Origin of the sequence: Kitasatospora sp. NPDC050463, from assembly GCF_040655255.1 — a bacterium.
In the GTDB taxonomy this organism is placed as follows: domain Bacteria; phylum Actinomycetota; class Actinomycetes; order Streptomycetales; family Streptomycetaceae; genus Kitasatospora.
This window is the reverse complement of record NZ_JBFAJO010000002.1, coordinates 179736-198262: the sequence shown is the minus strand read 5'-3', so window position 1 is coordinate 198262 and position 18527 is coordinate 179736. Positions and strand designations below refer to the sequence as shown.

The following is an 18527-nucleotide window of genomic DNA, read 5'->3' as shown; positions in this document are numbered from 1 at the left end:
CCTCTTCCCGGCGGTACTTGATGGTGTCGGCCGCCGCCTGTCCGGAGGGGAAGACGAAGTCGTACGAACCGAGGTCACCCTCCGCGCGCCGCGGTATGGCTCAGTGCAGCTGCTGCACGCCCGTGCTGTCGCGGACGAAGACGGAGCGGGTGTCGGTGGCCCGGTACTTCTCCTTCAGGGTGAAGGCGGCGGGCACGCCGGGGACGGGGGCGTCCGGGGCCTCGTAGTAGAGGGTGTACGTCTTCGCGCTGTCAGTCTCGTTCTCCAGCTGGAGCCAGCCGTTGAATCCGGCGGCGGGGAAGGTGCCGGTCGCGGTGACGGCGTGGGTGGAGCCCGCGTTGCTGAAGGCGAAGGTCGCGGTGCCGAGCTGGAGGCGCTTGTGCCCGCTCTCGTTCCAGCGGCGGAAGAGCGCGACCCACTCCTCCGGCCAGGGCCCGCCGGTGCCTTCCGGCGGCATGCCGCCGCCCGTGTCGACCCGGGAGAGGATGTCGTCGGCGTTCGCGACCACGGAGTCGTAGTCCCAGAGGTCGGTGAAGAAGTCCATGTGGACACGGTCGGTGGACCGGATCATGGGCCGGATGTGGAGTTCGAAGACGGGTGTGCGCATCTCAGCTGTACACCTCCATCAGAACGTCCTGCAGGGCGACCTCGTCGAGCAGTCCGGGTGCTTCCCGCGGGCGCCCGTAAGGGTCGGGCGACGGGAGGTACTGGAGCGTCAGTACCAGGTCCTCCGGGGCGGCGTCCGACGCGTCGAGGACGGCCGTGATGTCGAAGCGCGCGTTGCACTCGGCCGGGTGGGAGTGCGGCTGCGCGCCGCCGGTGTGGGCGGGAGCGTGGTCGCCGCCGGTGGCCATGCGGTGTGCCTGCCACATCGCGACGTAGCCGACGCCGTAGCGGCTCGCGAAGTCCGCGTCGTCGGCGCGGAAGTGGACGTCGGCCGGGTGGACGTAGGCGCGCAGCACGTAGCTGCCGGCGACCGGGACCTTCAGGTCGTCGAGCCGCACCATGACCTTCCGGGCCTCGGTGGGTGGGGCCGCGAGGCTGAACTTGGCCCGGGCGTTGCTGCGCAGCGAAGCCGTGAGATTCGGTGCGGACACCAGGCTCAGCGGCTCGGTCGCCAGCAGCCGGCGGGTGACCGGTTGCGGGGTCTCCACCGCGAAGTCCGCCTTGAGCCGGTCCGTGTACGCGTAGTCGTAGCCCAGAGCCACGGTGTCGGCGAAGTCCGCGGTCTTGTGCTTGACCTGGGAGTCGAACCCGCGCAGATTGTGGTCGGGAGAGGTGAGGGGCGGCGATCCGTTGCGCTGCTGCCATTCGGCCCAGAGCAGGTCGATGAAGGCGTGGAAGCTGAAGTAGATCGGGTCCATCGCCGCCGACCCGGGGTCCGCCATCAGGCCGCCGATGAAGTCGCTGTGCATGAAGTTGTGCGGCCCGCCCTCGAGGCGCCCGAAGTCGGCCCCGGGGTGAGCCGACGGAAAGCCGCCGAACAAGCCCTGGTCGGTCTCGGTGGTGACGATCTCCAGGGTGTTGGGCGGCAGATCCACGGGGTCGGGGTTGCGGTCCATGGCGAGCTCGGGCAGCGAGAACGCGGGCGGGAACTTCCCGTCCGCCTGCGGGTGCAGCCAGTCCCAGTACGGCAGCGTGACGTTCGCCGTCCGCGGCGGGTCGGATTCCTGCAGGAGCTTCTCGAAGTGGTACAGGTGCGATCGGTGCCACGGCAGGAACTGGTCTGTGCCGTGCTCGCACGGGCCCACGGTGAGACCGTTGCTGTCGATGCCACCGTTGTGCAGGGCGGCCTGGAAGTCGTAGCCGGTCGCGTCCGACGGGTCGGCCGCGGATCGCGCGCGCAGGATCCCGAGGGCGTGGATGTAGTCGTCAAGCTCGGCGGGGCTCAGGGAGTTGATGTCGCGTCGGCTCTTGGTCATGGATCACCTCCGTTGCGGCACAACGTATGCGCACCGGTTGGCCGCCCTCGGTAGCCGTGCGGCGCGGCGGCTCGCCGTACAGTCGGGCGGAGTACCGCCCGAGCGGGCAGTGCCCGCCGGAGTGCCCGCCCGGCGCCGGCCGGTCCGCCCCGGCGCTTCGTGATGCGCCGGTCCGCGCCCCTGGCCGCACCGACCTTGCGGTGGTGACATGTACTCGCCAACCCGTCGTCCGGCTCGCACGTGGGGGTGCGCTGCTCGCGGCCGGCGGGACAACGGAAGGAAACGCCCGTGACTGTACGCATGATGGCCCTCGGCGGTGCGGCGGCAGCATTGCTCGGCTCCTCGCTCACCGGTGTCGGCGGCGGAGCCGTCTCCACCGGCTGGACCACGCCGCCGCCGGACAGGATCGTCATCGACGTGGCCACCGTCAACGGATCCGGCTGCCCGGCCGGCACGGCCGCCATCGCCGTCTCCCCGGACAACACGGCCTTCACCGTCACCTACAGCGACTACATCGCCCAGGTGGGGGTCGGATCCAAGCCCACCGACTTCCGGAAGAACTGTCAGCTCAACCTCAACGTCCACGTCCCGCAGGGCTTCACCTACGCGATCGCAGCCGCCGACTACCGGGGCTACGCGCACCTGGCGAAGGGGGCGAGTGCCGTGCAGCAGGCGAACTACTACTTCCAGGGCTCGCCCCAGACCACCAAACTCAGCCACCGCTTCACCGGGGCGGTCGACGACAGCTGGCAGGCGACCGACAGCGTCGCCGTGGCGGCCCTGGTCTGGGCGCCCTGCGGCGAGCTCCGCAACTTCAACATCAACACCGAACTGCGGGTCAGCGCCGGCACCTCGGACCCGACCACGACCACCAGCTTCATGACCATGGACTCCACCGACGGCAGCATCAACACCACCTACCACCTGGCCTGGAGGCAGTGCCCCTGACGGAGGCTGCGCACGGGCCGGCGCGCCGGCCCGTGCGCAGCGGGGGGGGGGCCCCCCCGGGCCGTGGGGGCGGCCCCCCTCCGGGGGGCGCCCGCCGGGCGGGCCCCCCGCCCGGGCCGCCGCGGGCCGCCCCCCGAACTGCGCCGGGGGGCGGCCCGCTGCGGTGGGTGGCTCGGTCAGCCCGCGCTGCCGCGCTCCCACCGGTAGAACTCGTGCGCCATGGCGTCCTTGGGCCCCCGCCAGGTGGCCGGGTCGTAGGCCTGGACGTAGGCGGTGAGGCGGTCGCTGACGTCCCGGAACTCCGGGTGCCCGACCACCTTGGCGACCGCCGGGCCCGGCGGTCGGTCCGCCTCGATCAGGTGCAGGTAGACGTCGCCGAACTGGAAGAGGCTGCGCCCCGTGACGCCGATCAGGTCCGGCAGCTCGCCCCGGTCGGACTCGGCGAACACCTCGGCGATGCCGTGGGCGGCGTCCGGCTTCATCCGGGCGACGATCAGTGCGCGGTGCATCCGGCTCAGACCTCCCCCGCCTGCTTCTCGACCTTCTCGCGGATCAGCTGCATCTGGACGCGCGAGTTGCGGTTGATGTGGTTCACCATGCCGTCGTCGTCGACCGGCGCGGTGGGCTTCATCGCGAAGTCCTGGACCCAGCGCATCTTCGTCCCGGCCGGGACCTCCGCGTACTCCCAGCGGATGTCCATGAACTCGAACGGGCCGGGCTCGACCCGGCGGGCGCGCACCGCGAGCGAGGCCCGGTCGGTGGTGCGCTCGGAGACCCAGCTCCAGATCTGGCCGTTCTCGTCGGGGTGCATGGTGAGCCGGAAGCGCACACTGTCGCCGTCGCGCTCCAGCACCTCGACCGAGGCGTACTCGCTGAACAGCTGCGGCCAGTTCTCCAGGTCGTTGGTGATCTCCCAGACCAGGTCGAGCGGCGCGGCGATGACGATCTCGTTGTCCGTGTGTCCGGGCATCTCAGGCACCGGCCTTCGTGGCGAACGAGGAGTTCACCAGGTCGAGGAACTCGGCCGGCGTCTTCGCCGACTCCGCTCCGTTGGTGACCTTCACGCCGTGCCGGTTCTCCAGCTCGCCGACCACGCCGAGCAGGCCGAGGGAGTCCACGCCGAAGTCGTCGAAGCTGGCGCCCGGGCGCTCCAGGTCGAGCGGGTCGATGACCACGCCGGCCCGGGCCTGGATCAGCGCGGCGAGTTCGGGGTGGCTGAGGGTGTTGCTCACGGGATGTTCCCTTCAGTTCGTTGCGGAAGGAGTGGTTCGGTCAGGCCCGGTCACCGCGCCGGAGCACCAGCGCGGCGTTGGAGCCCATCAGCCCGCGGCTGAGCACCAGTGCGGTGCGCAGTTCGGCCGGGCGGGCGCGGCCGGTCACCAGGGCGAGGTCGTGGCAGACCTCGGTGACGTTCGGGGTGGGCGGCACCACGCCGTCCTCCATGGCGAGCACCGCGGCGGCGGTGTCCAGCAGCGGGGCGCCGCAGTAGGCCCGTCCAGTGCCGGCCTTCGGCGCGGTCACCGGTACCCGCTCGGCGTACGGGCCGAGGGCGTCGGCCAGGGCGAGTACCTCGGCGCGGTCGGCGGCCGGGACGCCGAGGGCGTCGGCGAAGACCACGTCGACCTCCTCCGCGGCGATCCGGGCCTGGTCGAGCGCGATCCGGATGGCGTTGGCCAGCCCCTCGCGGGACTCCTCCCAGCGGGAGGCGCCGGTGAAGGTGGCGCCGTGCCCGGCCAGGTACGCCCGGACGGTGGCACCGCGCCGGCGGGCCGTCTCCTCGTCCTCCAGCAGCAGCATCGCGCCGCCCTCGGCCGGGGCGAAGCCGTTCGCCCCGGCGGAGAACGGGAGGTAGGCCCGGTCCGGCCGATCGGCCAGGCTGAGCTCGGGATAGCCGAGCTGGCAGACCATCGAGTACGGCGCCAGCGGGGCCTCGGCCGCCCCGGCCACCACCGCGTCGGTGCCTCGCAGGATGGACCGGGCGGCGTGTGCGAGGGCGTCCAGGCCGCCGGCCTCGTCGCTGGCGACCACCCCGCACGGGCCCTTGTAGCCGCCGCGGATCGACACCTGGCCGGTGCTGGCCGCGTAGAACCAGGCGATGGACTGGTAAGGACCCACGAACTGCGGTCCCTGTCCCCAGAGTTGCTGCAACTCGCGCTGTCCGAACTCGCCGCCGCCGGAGCCGGCCGCGGTCACCACGCCCACCCCGAAGGGCCGGTCGGGATCGGGAACGAACCCGGCGTCCGCCACCGCCAGGTCGGCGGCGGCCATCGCGTAGTGCGTGAACCGGTCGGTCTGCACCAGATAGCGGCTGTCGATCGCGGACTTCGGATCGAAGTCCCGCACCTGGCCCGCGATCCGCAGCGGAAAGTCCGCACAGCCCTCGCGGGATATCCGGTCGAGGACGCTCACGCCCTGCCTGGTGGCCTTCCAGAAGGCGTCGGCCCCCACGCCGTTCGGCGCGACCACGCCGAGGCCGGTGACCACCGCCCGGCGGCCCTGCTGACGTGACGTCATGGATCTCACCCCGTTCTGTTGAGCACGACGGCGGACTGGAATCCGCCGAATCCGCTGCCGACCGACAGAATGTGACGGAGCGGCAGCTCGCGCGCGGTGCGCGGCACGTAGTCGAGGTCGCACTCCGGGTCCGGAGTCTCGTAGTTGGCGGTCGGCGGTACCACGCCGTGGGCCAGTGCGAGGGTGCAGGCGACCACCTCGATCGCGCCGATCGCGCCGAGCGAGTGCCCGACCATCGACTTGATCGAGCTCATCGGCGTCTCGTACGCGTGCTCGCCCAGCGAGCGCTTGACGGCCGCCGTCTCGTGCCGGTCGTTCTGTTTGGTGCCCGAGCCGTGCGCGTTGACGTAGTCGACGTCGGTGCGGTTCACCCGCGCGTGGGCGAGCGCGTCGTCGATCGCCCGGGACATCTCCAGCCCCTCCTGGGTGAGGCCGGTCATGTGGTAGGCGTTGCCGAAGGTGGCGAAGCCACTGATCTCGCCGTAGATCCGGGCGCCGCGCCGCCGGGCGTGCTCCAGCTCCTCCAGTACCAGGACGGCGCCGCCCTCGCCGAGCACGAAGCCGTCCCGGTGGGCGTCGAAGGGGCGGGAGGCGTGCTCCGGGTCGTCGTTGCGCTCGCTGGTGGCCTTGATGGCGTCGAAGCACGCGACGGTGATCGGGGAGATCGGCGAGTCGGAGGCGCCGGCGATGCAGATGTCGGCGCGCCCCTCCTCGACCGCCTGGAAGGCGTAGCCGATCGCGTCCAACCCGGAGGTGCAGCCGGTGGAGACGGTCTGCACCGGGCCGTGCGCACCGGTGCGCTCGGCGACCGCGGAGGCCAGCGTGCTGGGTGCGAAGGCGCGGTGCAGCTGCGGCTCGGCCCGCCGGTGGTCCACGTCCCAGCGTGCGCCGCCGGCGCTGACCAGGGCGTAGTCGTGCTCCAGCCGGGTGGTGCCGCCGACGGCGGTGCCGAGTGAGACGCCGATCCGCCACGGGTCCTCCGCGGCCAGGTCCAGGCCCGCGTCGGCAACCGCCTCGTCCGCCGCCACCATCGCGAACTGCACGTAGCGGTCGGCCCGTTGGACCTCGTCGGCGCTCAGGCCGTGGGCCGTCGGGTCGAAGTCGCACTCGGCGGCGATCCGGGACCGGAACCCGGTGGGGTCGAAGAGCGTGATGCCCCTGGTCGCCGTCCGGCCGGAGGTGAGCAGTTGCCAGAAGGCCGGCACGCCCACGCCACCCGGCGCGACCACACCGATCCCGGTGACGGCGACCCGCCGTGTCACGAAGCCACCTTGGCGTGTTCCGGCGGGCCGGAGGTCACGGCTCCGTCGGTCTCCTCGGTGTCGACGTGGCCGAGCTCCGGGCGGGGCGCGAGCGGGCCGAGGTGGAAGACCATCCGGGCCTCGGTGTCGCCGACGTTGCGGAAGCGGTGGCGCATGTCGATCGGGATCATCAGGCCCTGGTCGGGCTTCAACAGGCGGGTCTCCCCGTCCAGGTCCACCTCCAGGTCGCCGGAGACCACGAAGACGAACTCCTCGGAGTACGGGTGGTAGTGCTCGCCGATCCGCTCGCCCGGCTGCACGATGGCCAGGCCCATGAAACCGCTGGTGGCACCGCAGGTGGTGGGGGTGAGGATGGCGCGCAGGTCGCCGCCGCGCCGGCGGTTCTCCGGTGCCTCGTCGACGTGCACGATCCGTGGGTACTGCGTGGACATGGTTTCTTCCTTCGGGGTCGGTGCCGGCGGAGGGCCGATGGTCGGTCAGGTGAGCTGTGAGCTGCGGTCGGTGACCGGGCTCATGGCGCGGGCGGCGAGGAAGGCGCTCAGGCCGGCGACGGTGCGCAGGTCGCCCTCGGGGCCGAGGTCGAGCAGGCGGCCGAGGACGGCGGCCTCGCGCTCGCCGGCCACGCCGAGGGCGGCGGCCGGCTCGGCCTCGGCGGGTACCCGCAGGTCCACCAGGCGGACCACGACGTCCTCCCGGTGGAAGACGGTGCTCGCCGACAGCGGGCCGGTCGGGTCGGCGGTGGCAAGGTTGTCGTGCTCGGCGAGCAGGGCGGCCACCGCCGCTCCGTTGCCGGGCTTGACGGGGTAGAGCACGGCGTGCCGGTGCAGCCGGCCGGAGGCCGGGGAGCTGGCGATCGCCTGGTGCTCGGCGGGCAGCGCCGCCCGGGCGAAGAAGGCGCGGGCCGCCTGCGGGTCGCCCAGCTGGCGGGCCTCCTCCAGGTACGGGTTGATCGCCTCCTCGACCGCCCGGACCTCGGGCTGCATCGCCACGTGGCGCAGCGCGTCGCCCAGGCTGCCGATCACCTCGACGGCCCGGACCACCCGGTTGCCGTGCATGAACAGGGAGGTGCGGCGCAGCCGGGTGGTCTCGTCCACCTCGGCCTTGGGGGAGGTGTAGCCGGAGAGGATCCGGGCCACCTCGTGCTCGCTGCCGGGCTTGACGGTGAAGGTCAGGGCGTGCCGGACCACCCCGTCCGGGCCGGGGGCGGCCTGCGGCGGGCCGACGTGCCCGGCGGGCGTGGTGCGCGGCATGCCGGGCGGCACGGCCACCGGCTTGCGGGTGCCGGTGGCGCCGGCGGCGGAGGTCTCCCGGAGAATGGAGTAGCGCAGCGAGCGGAAGGTGTCGCTGACGCAGCCGTGCATCGGCTTGACCATCTCGCGGTGGGCCGGGCTGTCCACCCACTCCAGGAAGGTTTCCTGGTCCTTCCACTCGCTGGTGATGAGCCACTGCCTCGGGTCGTTGATCGACTGGCAGAGCTGGTCGCTGACGTGGCCGGGGACCGAGGCCACCTGGTGGCGCAGCTTCTCGTACACGTCGAGGAAGCGCTGCTGGGCGCCGTCCTTGATCTCCAGCATCAGCATCACGCGGAGCCGGGTGTGGGACTCGGCGTGCTGCTCGGCCTGCGGTTCGGACAGAGTCGTCATGATCCACTTTCTTGCTTCGGGGCTGTCCGCGTCGGGCGCGCCGGGCGGCTTCGGTCCGGACGGGCCCCGGCGGGGGAGGGCGGTGCGGTGGAGGCGGGCCCGGGCGGGTGCGGGCCAGGCCTGAGGTCGATCGTGCGCGGACCCCACGAGTGGCGCGAGATATGCGGGCCATCCGAGCGAAGAGGCGGCAGAAGGTACCCAGCACGGGGGATGCAAGAGCGGGGCCGGCGTGCGCGCAGGCCCCGCCGAGGGCGGCGCCGAGCCCCGCAGCCGGTCCGCGAACCCCCGTACAGGCTGGAGCAATTGATGAATCCGAAGGTTGACGACCGGGTGCCGGTCCTGATCGTCGGCGGCTCGCTGGTCGGGCTGTCGGCCTCACTCTTCCTGGGCCGACTGGGTGTCAGACACCTGCTCGTCGAGAAGCACGCCGACACCTCGCGTCACCCGCGTGGCCGAGGCAACAACGTCCGCACGATGGAGCTCTACCGGGGAGCCGGGATCGAGCCGGCGATCCGCGAGGCCGCCTCCGTGCTCGCCGCGAACCACGGCATCCTGCAGGCCCCCTCGCTGACCGGCGAGGATCAGGAGTGGCTGTTCCGGGAGATCGACCCGGGCGGCCGGCTGGCCCGGTTCAGCCCCAGCTCCTGGTGCCTGTGCAGCCAGAACGACCTGGAGCCGGTCCTGCTGAGGGCCGCCCGCGAGTACGGCGGCGACCTGCGGTTCAGCACCGAACTGGTCTCCTTCGAGCAGGACGGCGAGGGGGTGACGGCGCTGCTGCGCAGCCGGGAGACCGGCGAGGAGCGGTCGGTCCGGGCGCAGTACCTGATCGCGGCGGACGGCCCGCGCAGCCCGGCGCGGGAGGCGCTGGGCATCGGCCAGAGCGGCAAGGGCGAGCTGTTCCACAACGTCAGCATCACGTTCCGGGCCAAGCGGCTGGCCGAGGTGGTGGGCGACCGGCACTTCATCGCCTGCTACCTGACCGACCCGGAGGCCGACGGCGCGCTGCTGCCGGTGGACAACAACGAGGAGTGGGTCTTCCACGCGCCGTGGCACCCCGAGCACGGCGAGCCGCTGGAGGCGTTCACCGACGAGCGGTGCGTCCGGCACATCCGGGCCGCCGTCGGGGTGCCGGACCTCGAAGTGGAGGTCACCGGAAAGGCCCCCTGGCACGCGGCCGAGCGGGTGGCGCAGCGCTACTCCGCCGGGCGGGTCTTCCTGGCGGGGGACTCCGCGCACGAGATGTCGCCGACCGGCGCCTTCGGCTCCAACACCGGCATCCAGGACGCCCACAACCTGGCCTGGAAGCTGGCCGCGGTGCTCTGCGGCTGGGCCGGGCCGGGGCTGCTGGAGACGTACGGGCAGGAGCGCCGCCCGGTGGCGGAGGTCACCAGCGAGCGGGCCTCGGCCCGCTCGGCGGAGCACAGCCACCCCGGGTACGCGGTGGTCCCCGGCGTCGGGCGGCAGGCCGGGGTGCTGGCGGTGGCGCTCGGCTACCGCTACCCGGTGGGCGCGGTGGCCGGAGCCGACGCGACCGGCCCGGTGGTGCCCGAGGCGTTCGAGTCGGGCGGTGAGCCCGGCAGTCGGGCGCCGCACCAGTGGCTGCTGCGGGCGGGTGTCAGGCTCTCCACCCTCGACCTGTACGAGCAGGCGATGGTGCTGCTGACCGGTCCCGAGGGCACGGCCTGGCACCAGGGCGCCCGCCGGGCGGCCGACCGGCTGGCCGTGCCGCTGGACGCCTACCGGATCGGCACCGGAGCGGAGGACGACCTGGCGCCCGAGCCCGGCGCCGACTTCGCCGAGCTGCACGGCGTCCGGCCGGGCGGTGCGGTGCTGGTCCGCCCGGACGGCTTCGTCGCCTGGCGCAGCGAGGACGCGGTGGCGGACCCGGAGGCGGCGGTGGAGGCGGCGCTGCGCACGGTGCTGAAGCTGTAAGCCCCGAGCCGAAGGGCCGGGCCGGTGCCGAACGGGAGAAGCGACGGAGCGACGGAGCGCCGACCGTCGGCACCGGATCGGGCGGCCCGGAGGCGAGCGGGCGAAAACGGCTGGGCCCGCCGGTGCACACCGGCGGGCCCAGCCGTGTCGTCGGCGCAGGGTCAGTGACCGCCCGCGTCGACCACCTCGATGTCCTCGATGTTCTGCTCGATCGCCTCGGCCGGCAGCGCGACCCGGATCGCCCAGAAGTAGACGGCGAGGGCGAAGACGGCGACCGCGCCCATGTCCCACCACATCGGGATGTTGCCCCGGCCCTCGCCGAAGCCGCCCTGCCAGGAGATCAGGCCGAGGCCCACCAGGTAGACCGGCAGCCACTGGGCGGCCCGCCAGTCCAGGCGCGGGGCGTTCGGCAGGCCCTTGCGGATCGCGTACGCGGCGTAGCTGCCGAGCAGGACGTAGCCGAGCACGATCGCGATGCCCAGGCGGGACAGGGTGTGCCAGCCGGCCCAGTAGATGATCAGGCTGGCGACCACGAAGGCCAGCGGGGAGATCACGCCGCCGAGCGGGAGCCGGTAGGAGCGCTCGCGGGTGGGCAGACGGCGGCGCAGGGCGCCGAAGGCCAGCGGCGCGCCGGCGTACATCAGCACGCTGGCGGAGGTGATGAAGCCGACCAGCTCCTGCCAGCTCGGGAAGGGCAGGAAGCAGACGACGCCGGTGACGAAGGAGAGGATCAGACCGAACCACGGCACGCCGCGGCTGTCCAGCTGCTCGAACTTCTGCGGCGCGTAGCCGTTCTTGCTCAGGCCGTAGGAGATCCGGGAGGTGGAGGTGGTGTAGATCAGGCCGGTGCCGCCGGGGGAGACGATGGCGTCGAAGTAGAGCACCCAGGCCAGCCAGCCGAGGCCGACCAGGGTGGCGAGGCCGGCGAACGGGCCCTCGATGCCGGGGAAGTCGAGCTTGTCCCAGCCGTTGGCGAAGGAGCTGATCGGCAGCGCACCGATGAAGACGACCTGGAGCAGGACGTAGATCAGGGTGCCGATGGCGACCGAGCCGAGCACCGCGCGGGGGATGTCGCGCTTGGGGTTGCGGCTCTCACCGGAGATCTGGATGGCCTGCTCGAAGCCGAGCAGCGCGAAGATGATGCCGCTGGAGCTGATCGCGGCGAGCACGCCCTTGATGCCGAACGGGGCGAAGCCGTGCGAGGTGAAGTTCGAGCCGTGGAAGTTGGTCAGCGCGAGCACGAAGATCGTGAGCAGCGGGACGAAGATCTTCAGCCAGGTGGCGATCGAGTTGGTGTGGGCCAGCACCCGCACACCGAGGAAGTTGACCGCGACGAAGACGCCCATCAGGAGCACCGCGACGACGAAGCCGCTGGTGGTGAGGGTGCCGTTGTCGTTCAGGAAGCTCTTGGCGAACTCCCAGTGGCCCGCGTAGCCGATCATGGCTTCGACCTCGATCGGCGCCACGGTCGCGGCCTGCAGCCAGGAGAACCAGCCGAAGGACATGCCCGCGAGACCGCCGAAGGCGTAGTGCGGGTAGCGGGCGGTGCCGCCGGCGACGGGGAAGAGCCCGCCGAGTTCGGCGTGCACCAGGGCGAGCAGCACGATGGCGACGGCGCCGATGCCCCAGGAGATGAGCGCGGCCGGACCGGCGACCATGACCGCGTTCTTGGCGCCGAACAGCCAGCCGGAGCCGATGATCGAACCCACCGAGGCCCACAGCAGGCCGATCAGGCCGACCTCGCGGCGTAGCGACCGGTGGGTGGGTGTCCCGGAGTCGGGAGAAGTGCCGGTGCTCGGCGGGGACAGCTGGTTGAGGGATGCCATGCGAAATCTCTCTGTGGTGTGGGGGCCCCGGCGGACGGCGGAGCGCGGAGAGTTGCCACACAGTAGGCGTATTCATAGGCCTATGCACAGATTTCATTACTGAATGTTTACCTACTTCGCGGGATATTCCCGCTGGTAGGGGGCCTTCTGTTCATGTGCTTGTTACGTGACTCGCCAGTAGGTCCAGCATTTGAGCGTCATTTGAGCTTCCGTGCAAGATCCGGCAATGTTGACGGCAAATAGGGTTATAGAAATAGTGCGGACCGTATAGGGATGCCGGGTGGAATCGGTGAGGTGGGCTGCCGACCGGGTGCTTCGTCCGCTACGGTATGCGCCACTACCGCGGCACAACGTCGTGTCCGCGCGCTCTGAACCCCCTCCTGAGGTGCGCGCAGATGAAACTCACCCCCCACGAGCAGGAACGCCTGCTCATCCACGTGGCCGCCGACGTGGCCCGCTCCCGCCGGGCGCGGGGGCTGCGGCTCAACCACCCCGAGACGGTCGCCCTGATCACCTCGCACGTCCTGGAGGGCGCCCGGGACGGTCGGACCGTCGCCGAACTGATGGACTCCGGCCGCAAGGTGCTCACCCGGGACGACGTCATGGAGGGCATCGCCGAGATGGTCCCGGACGTCCAGGTCGAGGCGACCTTCCGGGACGGGACCAAGCTGGTCACCGTGCACGGGCCGATCCAGTGAGCGCCGAACGTCTGATCCCGGGTCAGATCCTTTACGGAGAAGGTGCGATCGGCCTCAACGCCGGCCTGGCCGTCACCCGGATGACCGTCGTCAACGGCGCCGACCGGCCCGTCCAGGTCGGTTCGCACTACCACTTCGGGGAGGCCAACCCCGGGCTGGAGCTCGACCGGGCGGCCGCCCGCGGTCTGCGGTTGAACATCCCCGCCGGCACCGCCGTCCGCTTCGAGCCGGGCATCCCGGTGGAGGTCGAACTCGTCCCGATCGGAGGCCGGCGCGAAGTCCTCGGCCTGCGCGGCGAGACGGGAGGGGCGCTCGATGACTGACCGGCCCGCCCTCTGGCTGACCCGCGAACGCTACGCCGACCTGTACGGGCCGACCACCGGGGACCGAATCCGGCTCGGCGACACCAATCTGCTGATCGAGGTCGAGGAGGACCGCAGTCGCGGCGGCGACGAGGCCGTCTTCGGTGGTGGCAAGGTGATCCGCGAGTCGATGGGCCAGGCCCGGACCAGCCGCGCCGAGGGCGCCGCGGACACCGTCATCACCGGCGTCGTGGTGCTCGACCACTGGGGCGTCGTCAAGGCCGACATCGGAATCCGGGACGGCCGGATCACCGCGCTCGGCAAGGCCGGCAACCCCGAGACCATGGACGGCGTCCACCCCGGGCTGGTGATCGGCCCGGAGACCGAGGTGATCTCCGGCAACGGCCGGATCGTCACCGCCGGGGCCGTCGACGCCCACGTCCACTTCATCTGCCCGCAGTTGGTGGACGAGGCGCTGGCCTCCGGCGTCACCACCCTGGTCGGCGGCGGCACCGGGCCGGCCGAGGGCACCAAGGCGACCACCATCACCCCCGGCGCCTGGCATCTCGGCCGGGTCTTCGCGGCGCTGGACGGCCTGCCGGTCAACATCGGCCTGCTCGGCAAGGGCAACACCGTCAACCGGGCCTCGATGCACGACCAGCTGCGGGCCGGCGCACTCGGTTTCAAGATCCACGAGGACTGGGGCGCCACCCCGGCGGCGATCGACGCCTGCCTCCGGGTCTGCGACGAGACCGGCGCCCAACTGGCCATCCACACGGATACGTTGAACGAGGCCGGGTTCGTCGGCGACACCCTCGCGGCGATCGCCGGGCGAGGCGTCCACGCCTACCACACCGAGGGCGCGGGCGGCGGCCACGCGCCGGACATCATCACCGTGGTCGGCGCCGCGAACGTGCTGCCCAGCTCCACCAATCCGACCAGGCCGCACACCGTAAACACCGTCGACGAGCACCTCGACATGCTGATGGTCTGCCACCACCTGAGCCCGCACGTCCCGGAGGACCTCGCCTTCGCCGAGTCCAGGATCCGGCCGTCCACCATCGCCGCCGAGGACATCCTGCACGACCTCGGTGCTATCTCCATCATCAGCTCCGACTCCCAGGCCATGGGCCGGATCGGGGAGGTGATCCTGCGGACCTGGCAGACCGCCCATGTGATGAAGGCCCGGCGCGGCGCGCTCGCCGGGGACGGCCGCGCCGACAACCACCGGGCCCGGCGCTACGTCGCCAAGTACACCATCAACCCGGCCGTCGCCCAGGGCCTGGACGGCGAGATCGGCTCGGTCGAACCGGGCAAGCTCGCCGACCTGGTGCTCTGGTCGCCCGCCTTCTTCGGCGCCAAGCCGGACGTCGTGGTCAAGGGCGGCCAGATCGCCTGGGCGCAGATGGGCGACGCCAACGCGTCCATCCCGACGCCCCAGCCGGTGCTGCCCCGGCCGATGTTCGGCGCCACCGGGCGTTCGGCGGCGGCCAATTCGCTCAACTTCACGGCGGCGGCGGCGATCGAGGGCGGCCTGCCCGAGCGGCTGGCCGAACAGCTCGGTGTGGCCAAGGAGTTCACCGCGATCCGGAACACCCGCGGCGTCACCAAGGAGCAGATGGTCAACAACAGCGCCTGTCCGGACGTCCGGGTCGAGCCCGACACCTTCACCGTCACCATCGACGGCGAACTCGTCACCCCTGAACCGGCCACCGAACTGCCGCTCGCCCAGCGGTACTTCCTCTTCTGATGGGCCTCTCCGCGCTGCTGCTGCTCGCCGACGGCCGGTTCCCCGCCGGCGGGCACGCGCACTCCGGCGGCGCCGAGGCGGCGGTCCGGGCCGGGCGGGTGCGGGACACCGCGAGCATGGCGGCCTTCCTCACCGGGCGGCTGCACACCACCGGCCTGGTGTCGGCCGCCCTGGCCGCGGCCGCCGCCGCCGGGCAGGACGCGGGCCGCCTCGACGCGGCCGCCGAGGCCCGCACCCCCTCACCGGCCCTGCGCGCCACCAGCCGCCGGCTCGGCCGCCAACTGCTCCGGGCCGCCCGCGCGGCCTGGCCGCACCCCGGACTCGACCGGCTGGCAGCCGAGTTCCCGCGCGGCGCGCACCAGAGCGTCGCCCTCGGCACCGCCGCCCTGGCCGCCGCTCTCACCCCCGCCCAGGCCGCCACCGCCGCCGCCCACGAGAGCGTCAACGGCCCGGCCACCGCCTGTGTGCGGCTCCTGGGTCTCGATCCGTACGAGGTCGCGGCCGCGCTGGCCCGCCTCGCCCCCCAACTCGACGCCGTGGCCGAGGCCGCCGTCGCCGCCGCCCTGTGCGGCGACCCGGACGCGTTGCCCGCCGCCTCCGCGCCGCTGCTCGACGTCTACGCCGAGCAGCACCACTCCTGGAAGGTCCGCCTCTTTGCATCGTGACCACGCCGACCCCGTCGACGCCCCCGTCCGCCACACCTACGCCTCCGCCGGCACCGCTGCCTCGGCCGGCACCGCTGCCTCCGCGTCCACCGCCGAGGGTGCTCATCGGCGCGCCCTGCGGATCGGCCTCGGCGGCCCGGTCGGCTCCGGCAAGACCGCCACCGTCGCCGCGCTCTGCCGCCTGCTGCGCGCGGAGCTGTCGCTCGCCGTCGTCACCAACGACATCTACACCACCGAGGACGCGGAGTTCCTGCTCCGCAACGCCGTCCTGCCGCCCGAGCGGATCGCCGCCGTCGAGACCGGTTGCTGCCCGCACACCGCGATCCGCGACGACATCTCCGCCAACCTGGAGGCCGTCGAGGAACTGGAGGACGCGGTCGGGCCGCTCGACCTCGTCCTGGTCGAGTCCGGCGGCGACAACCTCACCGCCACCTTCAGCCGGGGCCTGGTCGACCACCAGATCTTCGTCATCGACGTCTCCGGCGGCGACAAGATCCCGCGCAAGGGCGGGCCCGGGGTCTCCACCTCGGACCTGCTGGTCATCAACAAGACCGACCTGGCCCCGCTGGTCGGCGCCGACCTCGACGTGATGGCCCGGGACGCCGCCGCGCAGCGCGGCGCGCTGCCGACCGTGTTCTGCGCGCTCACCTCGCCCGACGGCGTGGCACCCGTCGCCGCCTGGGTCCGGGAGCGGCTGGCCGACTGGCGCACCCGGCCGTGACGCTCCACACGGGAACGACCCTGGACGGGGTGGTGCCGGCCGTGGCCGCCCCGCTCCGGGCCGCCGCCCCGGCTCCGCAGGCCCGGGCCGCGCTGGTGGCCCGGGCCCGGATCCGCGCCGAGCCCGACGGGTGGGGCACCACCGCCCTCCCCGTCCTGTCCGGCGCCGGGCCGCTCGCCCCGCGTCGCACCCGGGACACGGACGGCGGAGCCCATGTGGTGATCGTCGGCTCGATGGCCGCGCCGCTCGGTGGCGACCGGCTGGCACTCGCGGTCGAGGTGGCCGACGGCGCGGCCCTCACCGTGAGCAGCGCGGCCGCCACCATCAGCCTGCCCGGCCCGGGCCCGGCCCGGTACGACGTCGAACTGGCGGTGGGGGAGGGTGCCCGGCTCGACTGGCGGCCCGAGCCGGTGGTCGCCGCTGCCGGCAGCCACCTCGTGCTGCACACCCGGATCAGCCTCGCCGCCGGTGCCCGGCTGCGCTACCGCGAGGAGCAGATCCTCGGCCGACACCACGACTGGGCCCGCGGCGCCGGCCCCGGCCGGCTCACCTCCCGCCTCACCGTCCACCGGGCCGGCCGGATCCTGCTCGACCAGCAGACCGACCTGGGCCCCGGCGCGCCGGGGTGGGACGGCCCCGCCGTCCTCGGCGGCCACCGCGCCACCGGGCAGTTGCTCACCGTCGGCCACCCGGCGCCCGCACCGCCCGTGAGCGGTGACGCCGCCCTGCTCACCCTGCCGGACCCCGACGCCCATCTGCTCACGGCCGCCGCCCCCGACGCGCTCGCCCTCGGGCGGGCGCTCGGCGGACACTGAGTCGGGGCCGCTCCCACCGGGGCGGCCCCGCCGGCCGTTTCCCGCCGGTTGTTCCCCGCGGACCCGTTCCCACCGGCCGGCCGGGCCCACGACGCAGCGCGCTGGTCCGACCGGAGCGCGGGCACAGGCCCTAGCCTGGGGCGATGACCGATCGTCGGCCCGTCCGCTACCGCCCGCTGTCCCCGCTGCGCGAGCACCTGCGGGAGTCCTTCTGGTTCGCCCCGCTGATCACCTGCATCGCGGCGGTGCTGCTCTCCGGCGTGACGGCCTGGCTGGACGAGGCCGTGGTAACCGCCACCGTCGCCGAGACGGGCTCCGCGGACGAGCTGATGCGGTTCACCGGCGCGGCCAAGAGCGTGGTTTCGACGGTGAGTTCGGCGATGCTCACGTTCATCGGCGTGGTCTTCTCGATCTCGCTGGTCGCCCTGCAGATGGCCGCCAGCCAGTTCTCCCCGCGCGTGCTGCGGCTGTACGTGCGCAGCCGGCTGACCAAGGCCACCTTCTCGGTCTGCCTGGCCACCTTCCTCTTCGCCCTGCTCGTCCAGCTGAGCTACGACGATGCCACCGACCCGGCCGAGGTCACCTCGGTGCCGGTCTTCTCCGGCCTGGGGTCCCTGCTGCTGGTCCTGCTCAGCCTGGCCCTGTTCGTGCTCTACGTGCAGTCCACGATGCGGCTGCTGCGGGTGCCGCACGTCATCGACCGGGTCGCGAACGAGTCGGTGGCCGTGATCCTCCAGTACCGGCTGACGCCGCCCGACGCGCAACCGCCGGGCGTCCCCGACCGGGCGCTCACCCTGCTGCACGAGGGGCGCTCGGGAGTGCTGCGCGACATCAACATCGGCCGCCTGGTGCGGATCGCCCGCAAGCACGACGTGGTGCTCCACCTCGTGCCCAGGATCGGCGACTTCATCACGCCCGGAACCCCGATCGTCCGGGTGGCCGGCGCCGTCGACCGCCCGCCGCGCCCGCGCCGGATCGCCCTGGCACTCAACGTCGGCGTCGACCGCACCATGCACCAGGACCTCAGCTTCGGCTTCCGGCAGCTGGTCGACATCGCGATCCGCGCGCTCTCGCCCGCCGTCAACGACCCGACCACGGCCGTGCAGGCGATCGACCGGATCCACCAACTGCTGGGGATGCTGGTCCACGAGAGCTTCGGGGACCTCTGTTTCCGCGACCGGGCCGGCGCCGTCCGGCTGGTCGAGCCGGTGCCGGACTGGCAGTCCGTGGTCGACCTCGCGTTCACCGAGATCCGGCTGTGCGGCGCCGGCCACCCGCAGGTGACCCGTCGGCTGGCCGCCTCCCTGGACGACCTGCTGCGAATCGCCCCCGAGCAGTTTCGACCCCAACTCCTGGATCAGCGGCTCCTGTTGGACCGTGCGGTGGTCGAGCAGCTGCCCGACCCCGAGGTCCGCACGTTCGCCCTGGTGCCGGACCGGCAGGGCATCGGCTGAGCCGGCCCGGGCCACCCCGGGGCCGCCCGGAGTCTCTCCGGGCCGGCCCAGGGCCGTCCCCGGTCCGTCCGGGCC

The 18527-nt window shown here is 72.7% G+C and carries 19 protein-coding genes; 9 read left to right on the top strand and 10 right to left on the bottom strand.

The window, feature by feature from the left end; genetic code table 11:
* Positions 1-100 precede the first annotated feature (100 nt).
* On the bottom strand, positions 101-607 hold the full coding sequence (locus tag AB0J08_RS02555) for a hypothetical protein (RefSeq protein WP_360625630.1): 507 nt from the start codon (positions 605-607) through the stop codon (positions 101-103).
* Position 608: 1 nt separating this feature from the next.
* Positions 609-1922, bottom strand: a complete 1314-nt coding sequence (locus tag AB0J08_RS02550) for a tyrosinase family protein (RefSeq protein ID WP_360625627.1) — start codon at positions 1920-1922, stop codon at positions 609-611.
* A 300-nt stretch (positions 1923-2222) separates the two neighbouring features.
* On the opposite strand from AB0J08_RS02550, the gene AB0J08_RS02545 reads away from it, so the two are divergent.
* Positions 2223-2870, top strand: a complete 648-nt coding sequence (locus tag AB0J08_RS02545) for a DUF4360 domain-containing protein (protein WP_360625777.1) — start codon at positions 2223-2225, stop codon at positions 2868-2870.
* 176 nt (positions 2871-3046) lie between these two features.
* On the opposite strand, the gene AB0J08_RS02540 is transcribed toward AB0J08_RS02545, so the two are convergent.
* The 7 genes from AB0J08_RS02540 to AB0J08_RS02510 are packed head-to-tail and all read right to left on the bottom strand — an operon-like array spanning position 3047 to position 8289.
* Entirely contained in the window at positions 3047-3379 is a 333-nt protein-coding gene (locus AB0J08_RS02540) for a TcmI family type II polyketide cyclase (protein WP_360625624.1), read from the bottom strand.
* Positions 3380-3384: 5 nt separating this feature from the next.
* On the bottom strand, positions 3385-3840 hold the full coding sequence (locus AB0J08_RS02535) for an SRPBCC family protein (protein WP_360625621.1): 456 nt from the start codon (positions 3838-3840) through the stop codon (positions 3385-3387).
* A 1-nt stretch (position 3841) separates the two neighbouring features.
* Positions 3842-4102, bottom strand: coding sequence for an acyl carrier protein (locus AB0J08_RS02530; protein WP_329490975.1), 261 nt, complete (start codon positions 4100-4102; stop codon positions 3842-3844).
* A gap of 40 nt (positions 4103-4142) precedes the next feature.
* Positions 4143-5384 carry a beta-ketoacyl synthase N-terminal-like domain-containing protein gene (locus AB0J08_RS02525; RefSeq protein ID WP_360625618.1) on the bottom strand — a complete coding sequence of 414 codons (1242 nt, stop codon included), beginning with the start codon at positions 5382-5384 and terminating at the stop codon, positions 4143-4145.
* Positions 5385-5389: 5 nt separating this feature from the next.
* A complete protein-coding gene (locus AB0J08_RS02520; protein ID WP_360625615.1) occupies positions 5390-6646 on the bottom strand; it encodes a beta-ketoacyl-[acyl-carrier-protein] synthase family protein in 1257 nt (418 codons plus the stop codon).
* Positions 6643-7077 carry a cupin domain-containing protein gene (locus AB0J08_RS02515; protein WP_360625612.1) on the bottom strand — a complete coding sequence of 145 codons (435 nt, stop codon included), beginning with the start codon at positions 7075-7077 and terminating at the stop codon, positions 6643-6645. Before AB0J08_RS02515 ends, AB0J08_RS02520 begins: the two co-directional genes overlap by 4 nt.
* A 45-nt stretch (positions 7078-7122) precedes the next feature.
* Positions 7123-8289, bottom strand: a complete 1167-nt coding sequence (locus tag AB0J08_RS02510) for a SchA/CurD-like domain-containing protein (RefSeq protein WP_360625609.1) — start codon at positions 8287-8289, stop codon at positions 7123-7125.
* A 306-nt stretch (positions 8290-8595) separates the two neighbouring features.
* Between AB0J08_RS02510 and AB0J08_RS02505 the strand changes: the two genes are divergently transcribed.
* Positions 8596-10221, top strand: coding sequence for an FAD-dependent monooxygenase (locus tag AB0J08_RS02505; protein ID WP_360625606.1), 1626 nt, complete (start codon positions 8596-8598; stop codon positions 10219-10221).
* 161 nt (positions 10222-10382) lie between these two features.
* Here AB0J08_RS02505 and AB0J08_RS02500 read toward each other — a convergent pair whose 3' ends face one another.
* Positions 10383-12047: an APC family permease gene (locus AB0J08_RS02500; protein WP_360625603.1), complete on the bottom strand. Its 1665-nt coding sequence runs from the start codon at positions 12045-12047 to the stop codon at positions 10383-10385.
* 395 nt (positions 12048-12442) lie between these two features.
* Here AB0J08_RS02500 and AB0J08_RS02495 point away from each other — a divergent pair, with 395 nt between their 5' ends.
* The 7 genes from AB0J08_RS02495 (at position 12443) to AB0J08_RS02465 (ending at position 18452) form a co-directional block, all read left to right on the top strand.
* On the top strand, positions 12443-12745 hold the full coding sequence (locus tag AB0J08_RS02495; RefSeq protein WP_360625600.1) for an urease subunit gamma: 303 nt from the start codon (positions 12443-12445) through the stop codon (positions 12743-12745).
* Positions 12746-12756: 11 nt separating this feature from the next.
* Positions 12757-13068, top strand: a complete 312-nt coding sequence (locus AB0J08_RS02490; protein WP_360625774.1) for an urease subunit beta — start codon at positions 12757-12759, stop codon at positions 13066-13068.
* On the top strand, positions 13061-14797 hold the full coding sequence (locus AB0J08_RS02485) for an urease subunit alpha (protein WP_360625597.1): 1737 nt from the start codon (positions 13061-13063) through the stop codon (positions 14795-14797). The genes AB0J08_RS02490 and AB0J08_RS02485 overlap by 8 nt, the downstream gene beginning before the upstream one ends.
* Positions 14797-15462 carry an urease accessory UreF family protein gene (locus tag AB0J08_RS02480; RefSeq protein WP_360625594.1) on the top strand — a complete coding sequence of 222 codons (666 nt, stop codon included), beginning with the start codon at positions 14797-14799 and terminating at the stop codon, positions 15460-15462. Before AB0J08_RS02485 ends, AB0J08_RS02480 begins: the two co-directional genes overlap by 1 nt.
* Positions 15452-16183, top strand: a complete 732-nt coding sequence (gene ureG / locus AB0J08_RS02475) for an urease accessory protein UreG (RefSeq protein WP_360625591.1) — start codon at positions 15452-15454, stop codon at positions 16181-16183. The genes AB0J08_RS02480 and ureG overlap by 11 nt, the downstream gene beginning before the upstream one ends.
* A 92-nt stretch (positions 16184-16275) precedes the next feature.
* Complete coding sequence (locus AB0J08_RS02470) at positions 16276-16998, top strand: urease accessory protein UreD (RefSeq protein WP_360625771.1); 723 nt, start codon at positions 16276-16278, stop codon at positions 16996-16998.
* A gap of 143 nt (positions 16999-17141) precedes the next feature.
* The gene (locus tag AB0J08_RS02465) at positions 17142-18452 is read left to right on the top strand and encodes a DUF2254 domain-containing protein (RefSeq protein WP_360625588.1); all 1311 of its coding nucleotides are present in this window, start codon (positions 17142-17144) and stop codon (positions 18450-18452) included.
* Positions 18453-18527 lie beyond the last annotated feature (75 nt).

Coding starts and splice junctions, on each gene's coding strand:
- AB0J08_RS02555 (WP_360625630.1), bottom strand. CDS start 607: ATGCGCACACCCGTCTTCGAACTCCACATCCGGCCCATGATCCGGTCC.
- AB0J08_RS02465 (WP_360625588.1), top strand. CDS start 17,142: ATGACCGATCGTCGGCCCGTCCGCTACCGCCCGCTGTCCCCGCTGCGC.
- AB0J08_RS02500 (WP_360625603.1), bottom strand. CDS start 12,047: ATGGCATCCCTCAACCAGCTGTCCCCGCCGAGCACCGGCACTTCTCCC.
- AB0J08_RS02510 (WP_360625609.1), bottom strand. CDS start 8,289: ATGACGACTCTGTCCGAACCGCAGGCCGAGCAGCACGCCGAGTCCCAC.
- AB0J08_RS02550 (WP_360625627.1), bottom strand. CDS start 1,922: ATGACCAAGAGCCGACGCGACATCAACTCCCTGAGCCCCGCCGAGCTT.
- AB0J08_RS02515 (WP_360625612.1), bottom strand. CDS start 7,077: ATGTCCACGCAGTACCCACGGATCGTGCACGTCGACGAGGCACCGGAG.
- AB0J08_RS02535 (WP_360625621.1), bottom strand. CDS start 3,840: ATGCCCGGACACACGGACAACGAGATCGTCATCGCCGCGCCGCTCGAC.
- AB0J08_RS02495 (WP_360625600.1), top strand. CDS start 12,443: ATGAAACTCACCCCCCACGAGCAGGAACGCCTGCTCATCCACGTGGCC.
- AB0J08_RS02540 (WP_360625624.1), bottom strand. CDS start 3,379: ATGCACCGCGCACTGATCGTCGCCCGGATGAAGCCGGACGCCGCCCAC.
- AB0J08_RS02485 (WP_360625597.1), top strand. CDS start 13,061: ATGACTGACCGGCCCGCCCTCTGGCTGACCCGCGAACGCTACGCCGAC.
- AB0J08_RS02545 (WP_360625777.1), top strand. CDS start 2,223: ATGATGGCCCTCGGCGGTGCGGCGGCAGCATTGCTCGGCTCCTCGCTC.
- AB0J08_RS02505 (WP_360625606.1), top strand. CDS start 8,596: ATGAATCCGAAGGTTGACGACCGGGTGCCGGTCCTGATCGTCGGCGGC.
- AB0J08_RS02480 (WP_360625594.1), top strand. CDS start 14,797: ATGGGCCTCTCCGCGCTGCTGCTGCTCGCCGACGGCCGGTTCCCCGCC.
- AB0J08_RS02525 (WP_360625618.1), bottom strand. CDS start 5,384: ATGACGTCACGTCAGCAGGGCCGCCGGGCGGTGGTCACCGGCCTCGGC.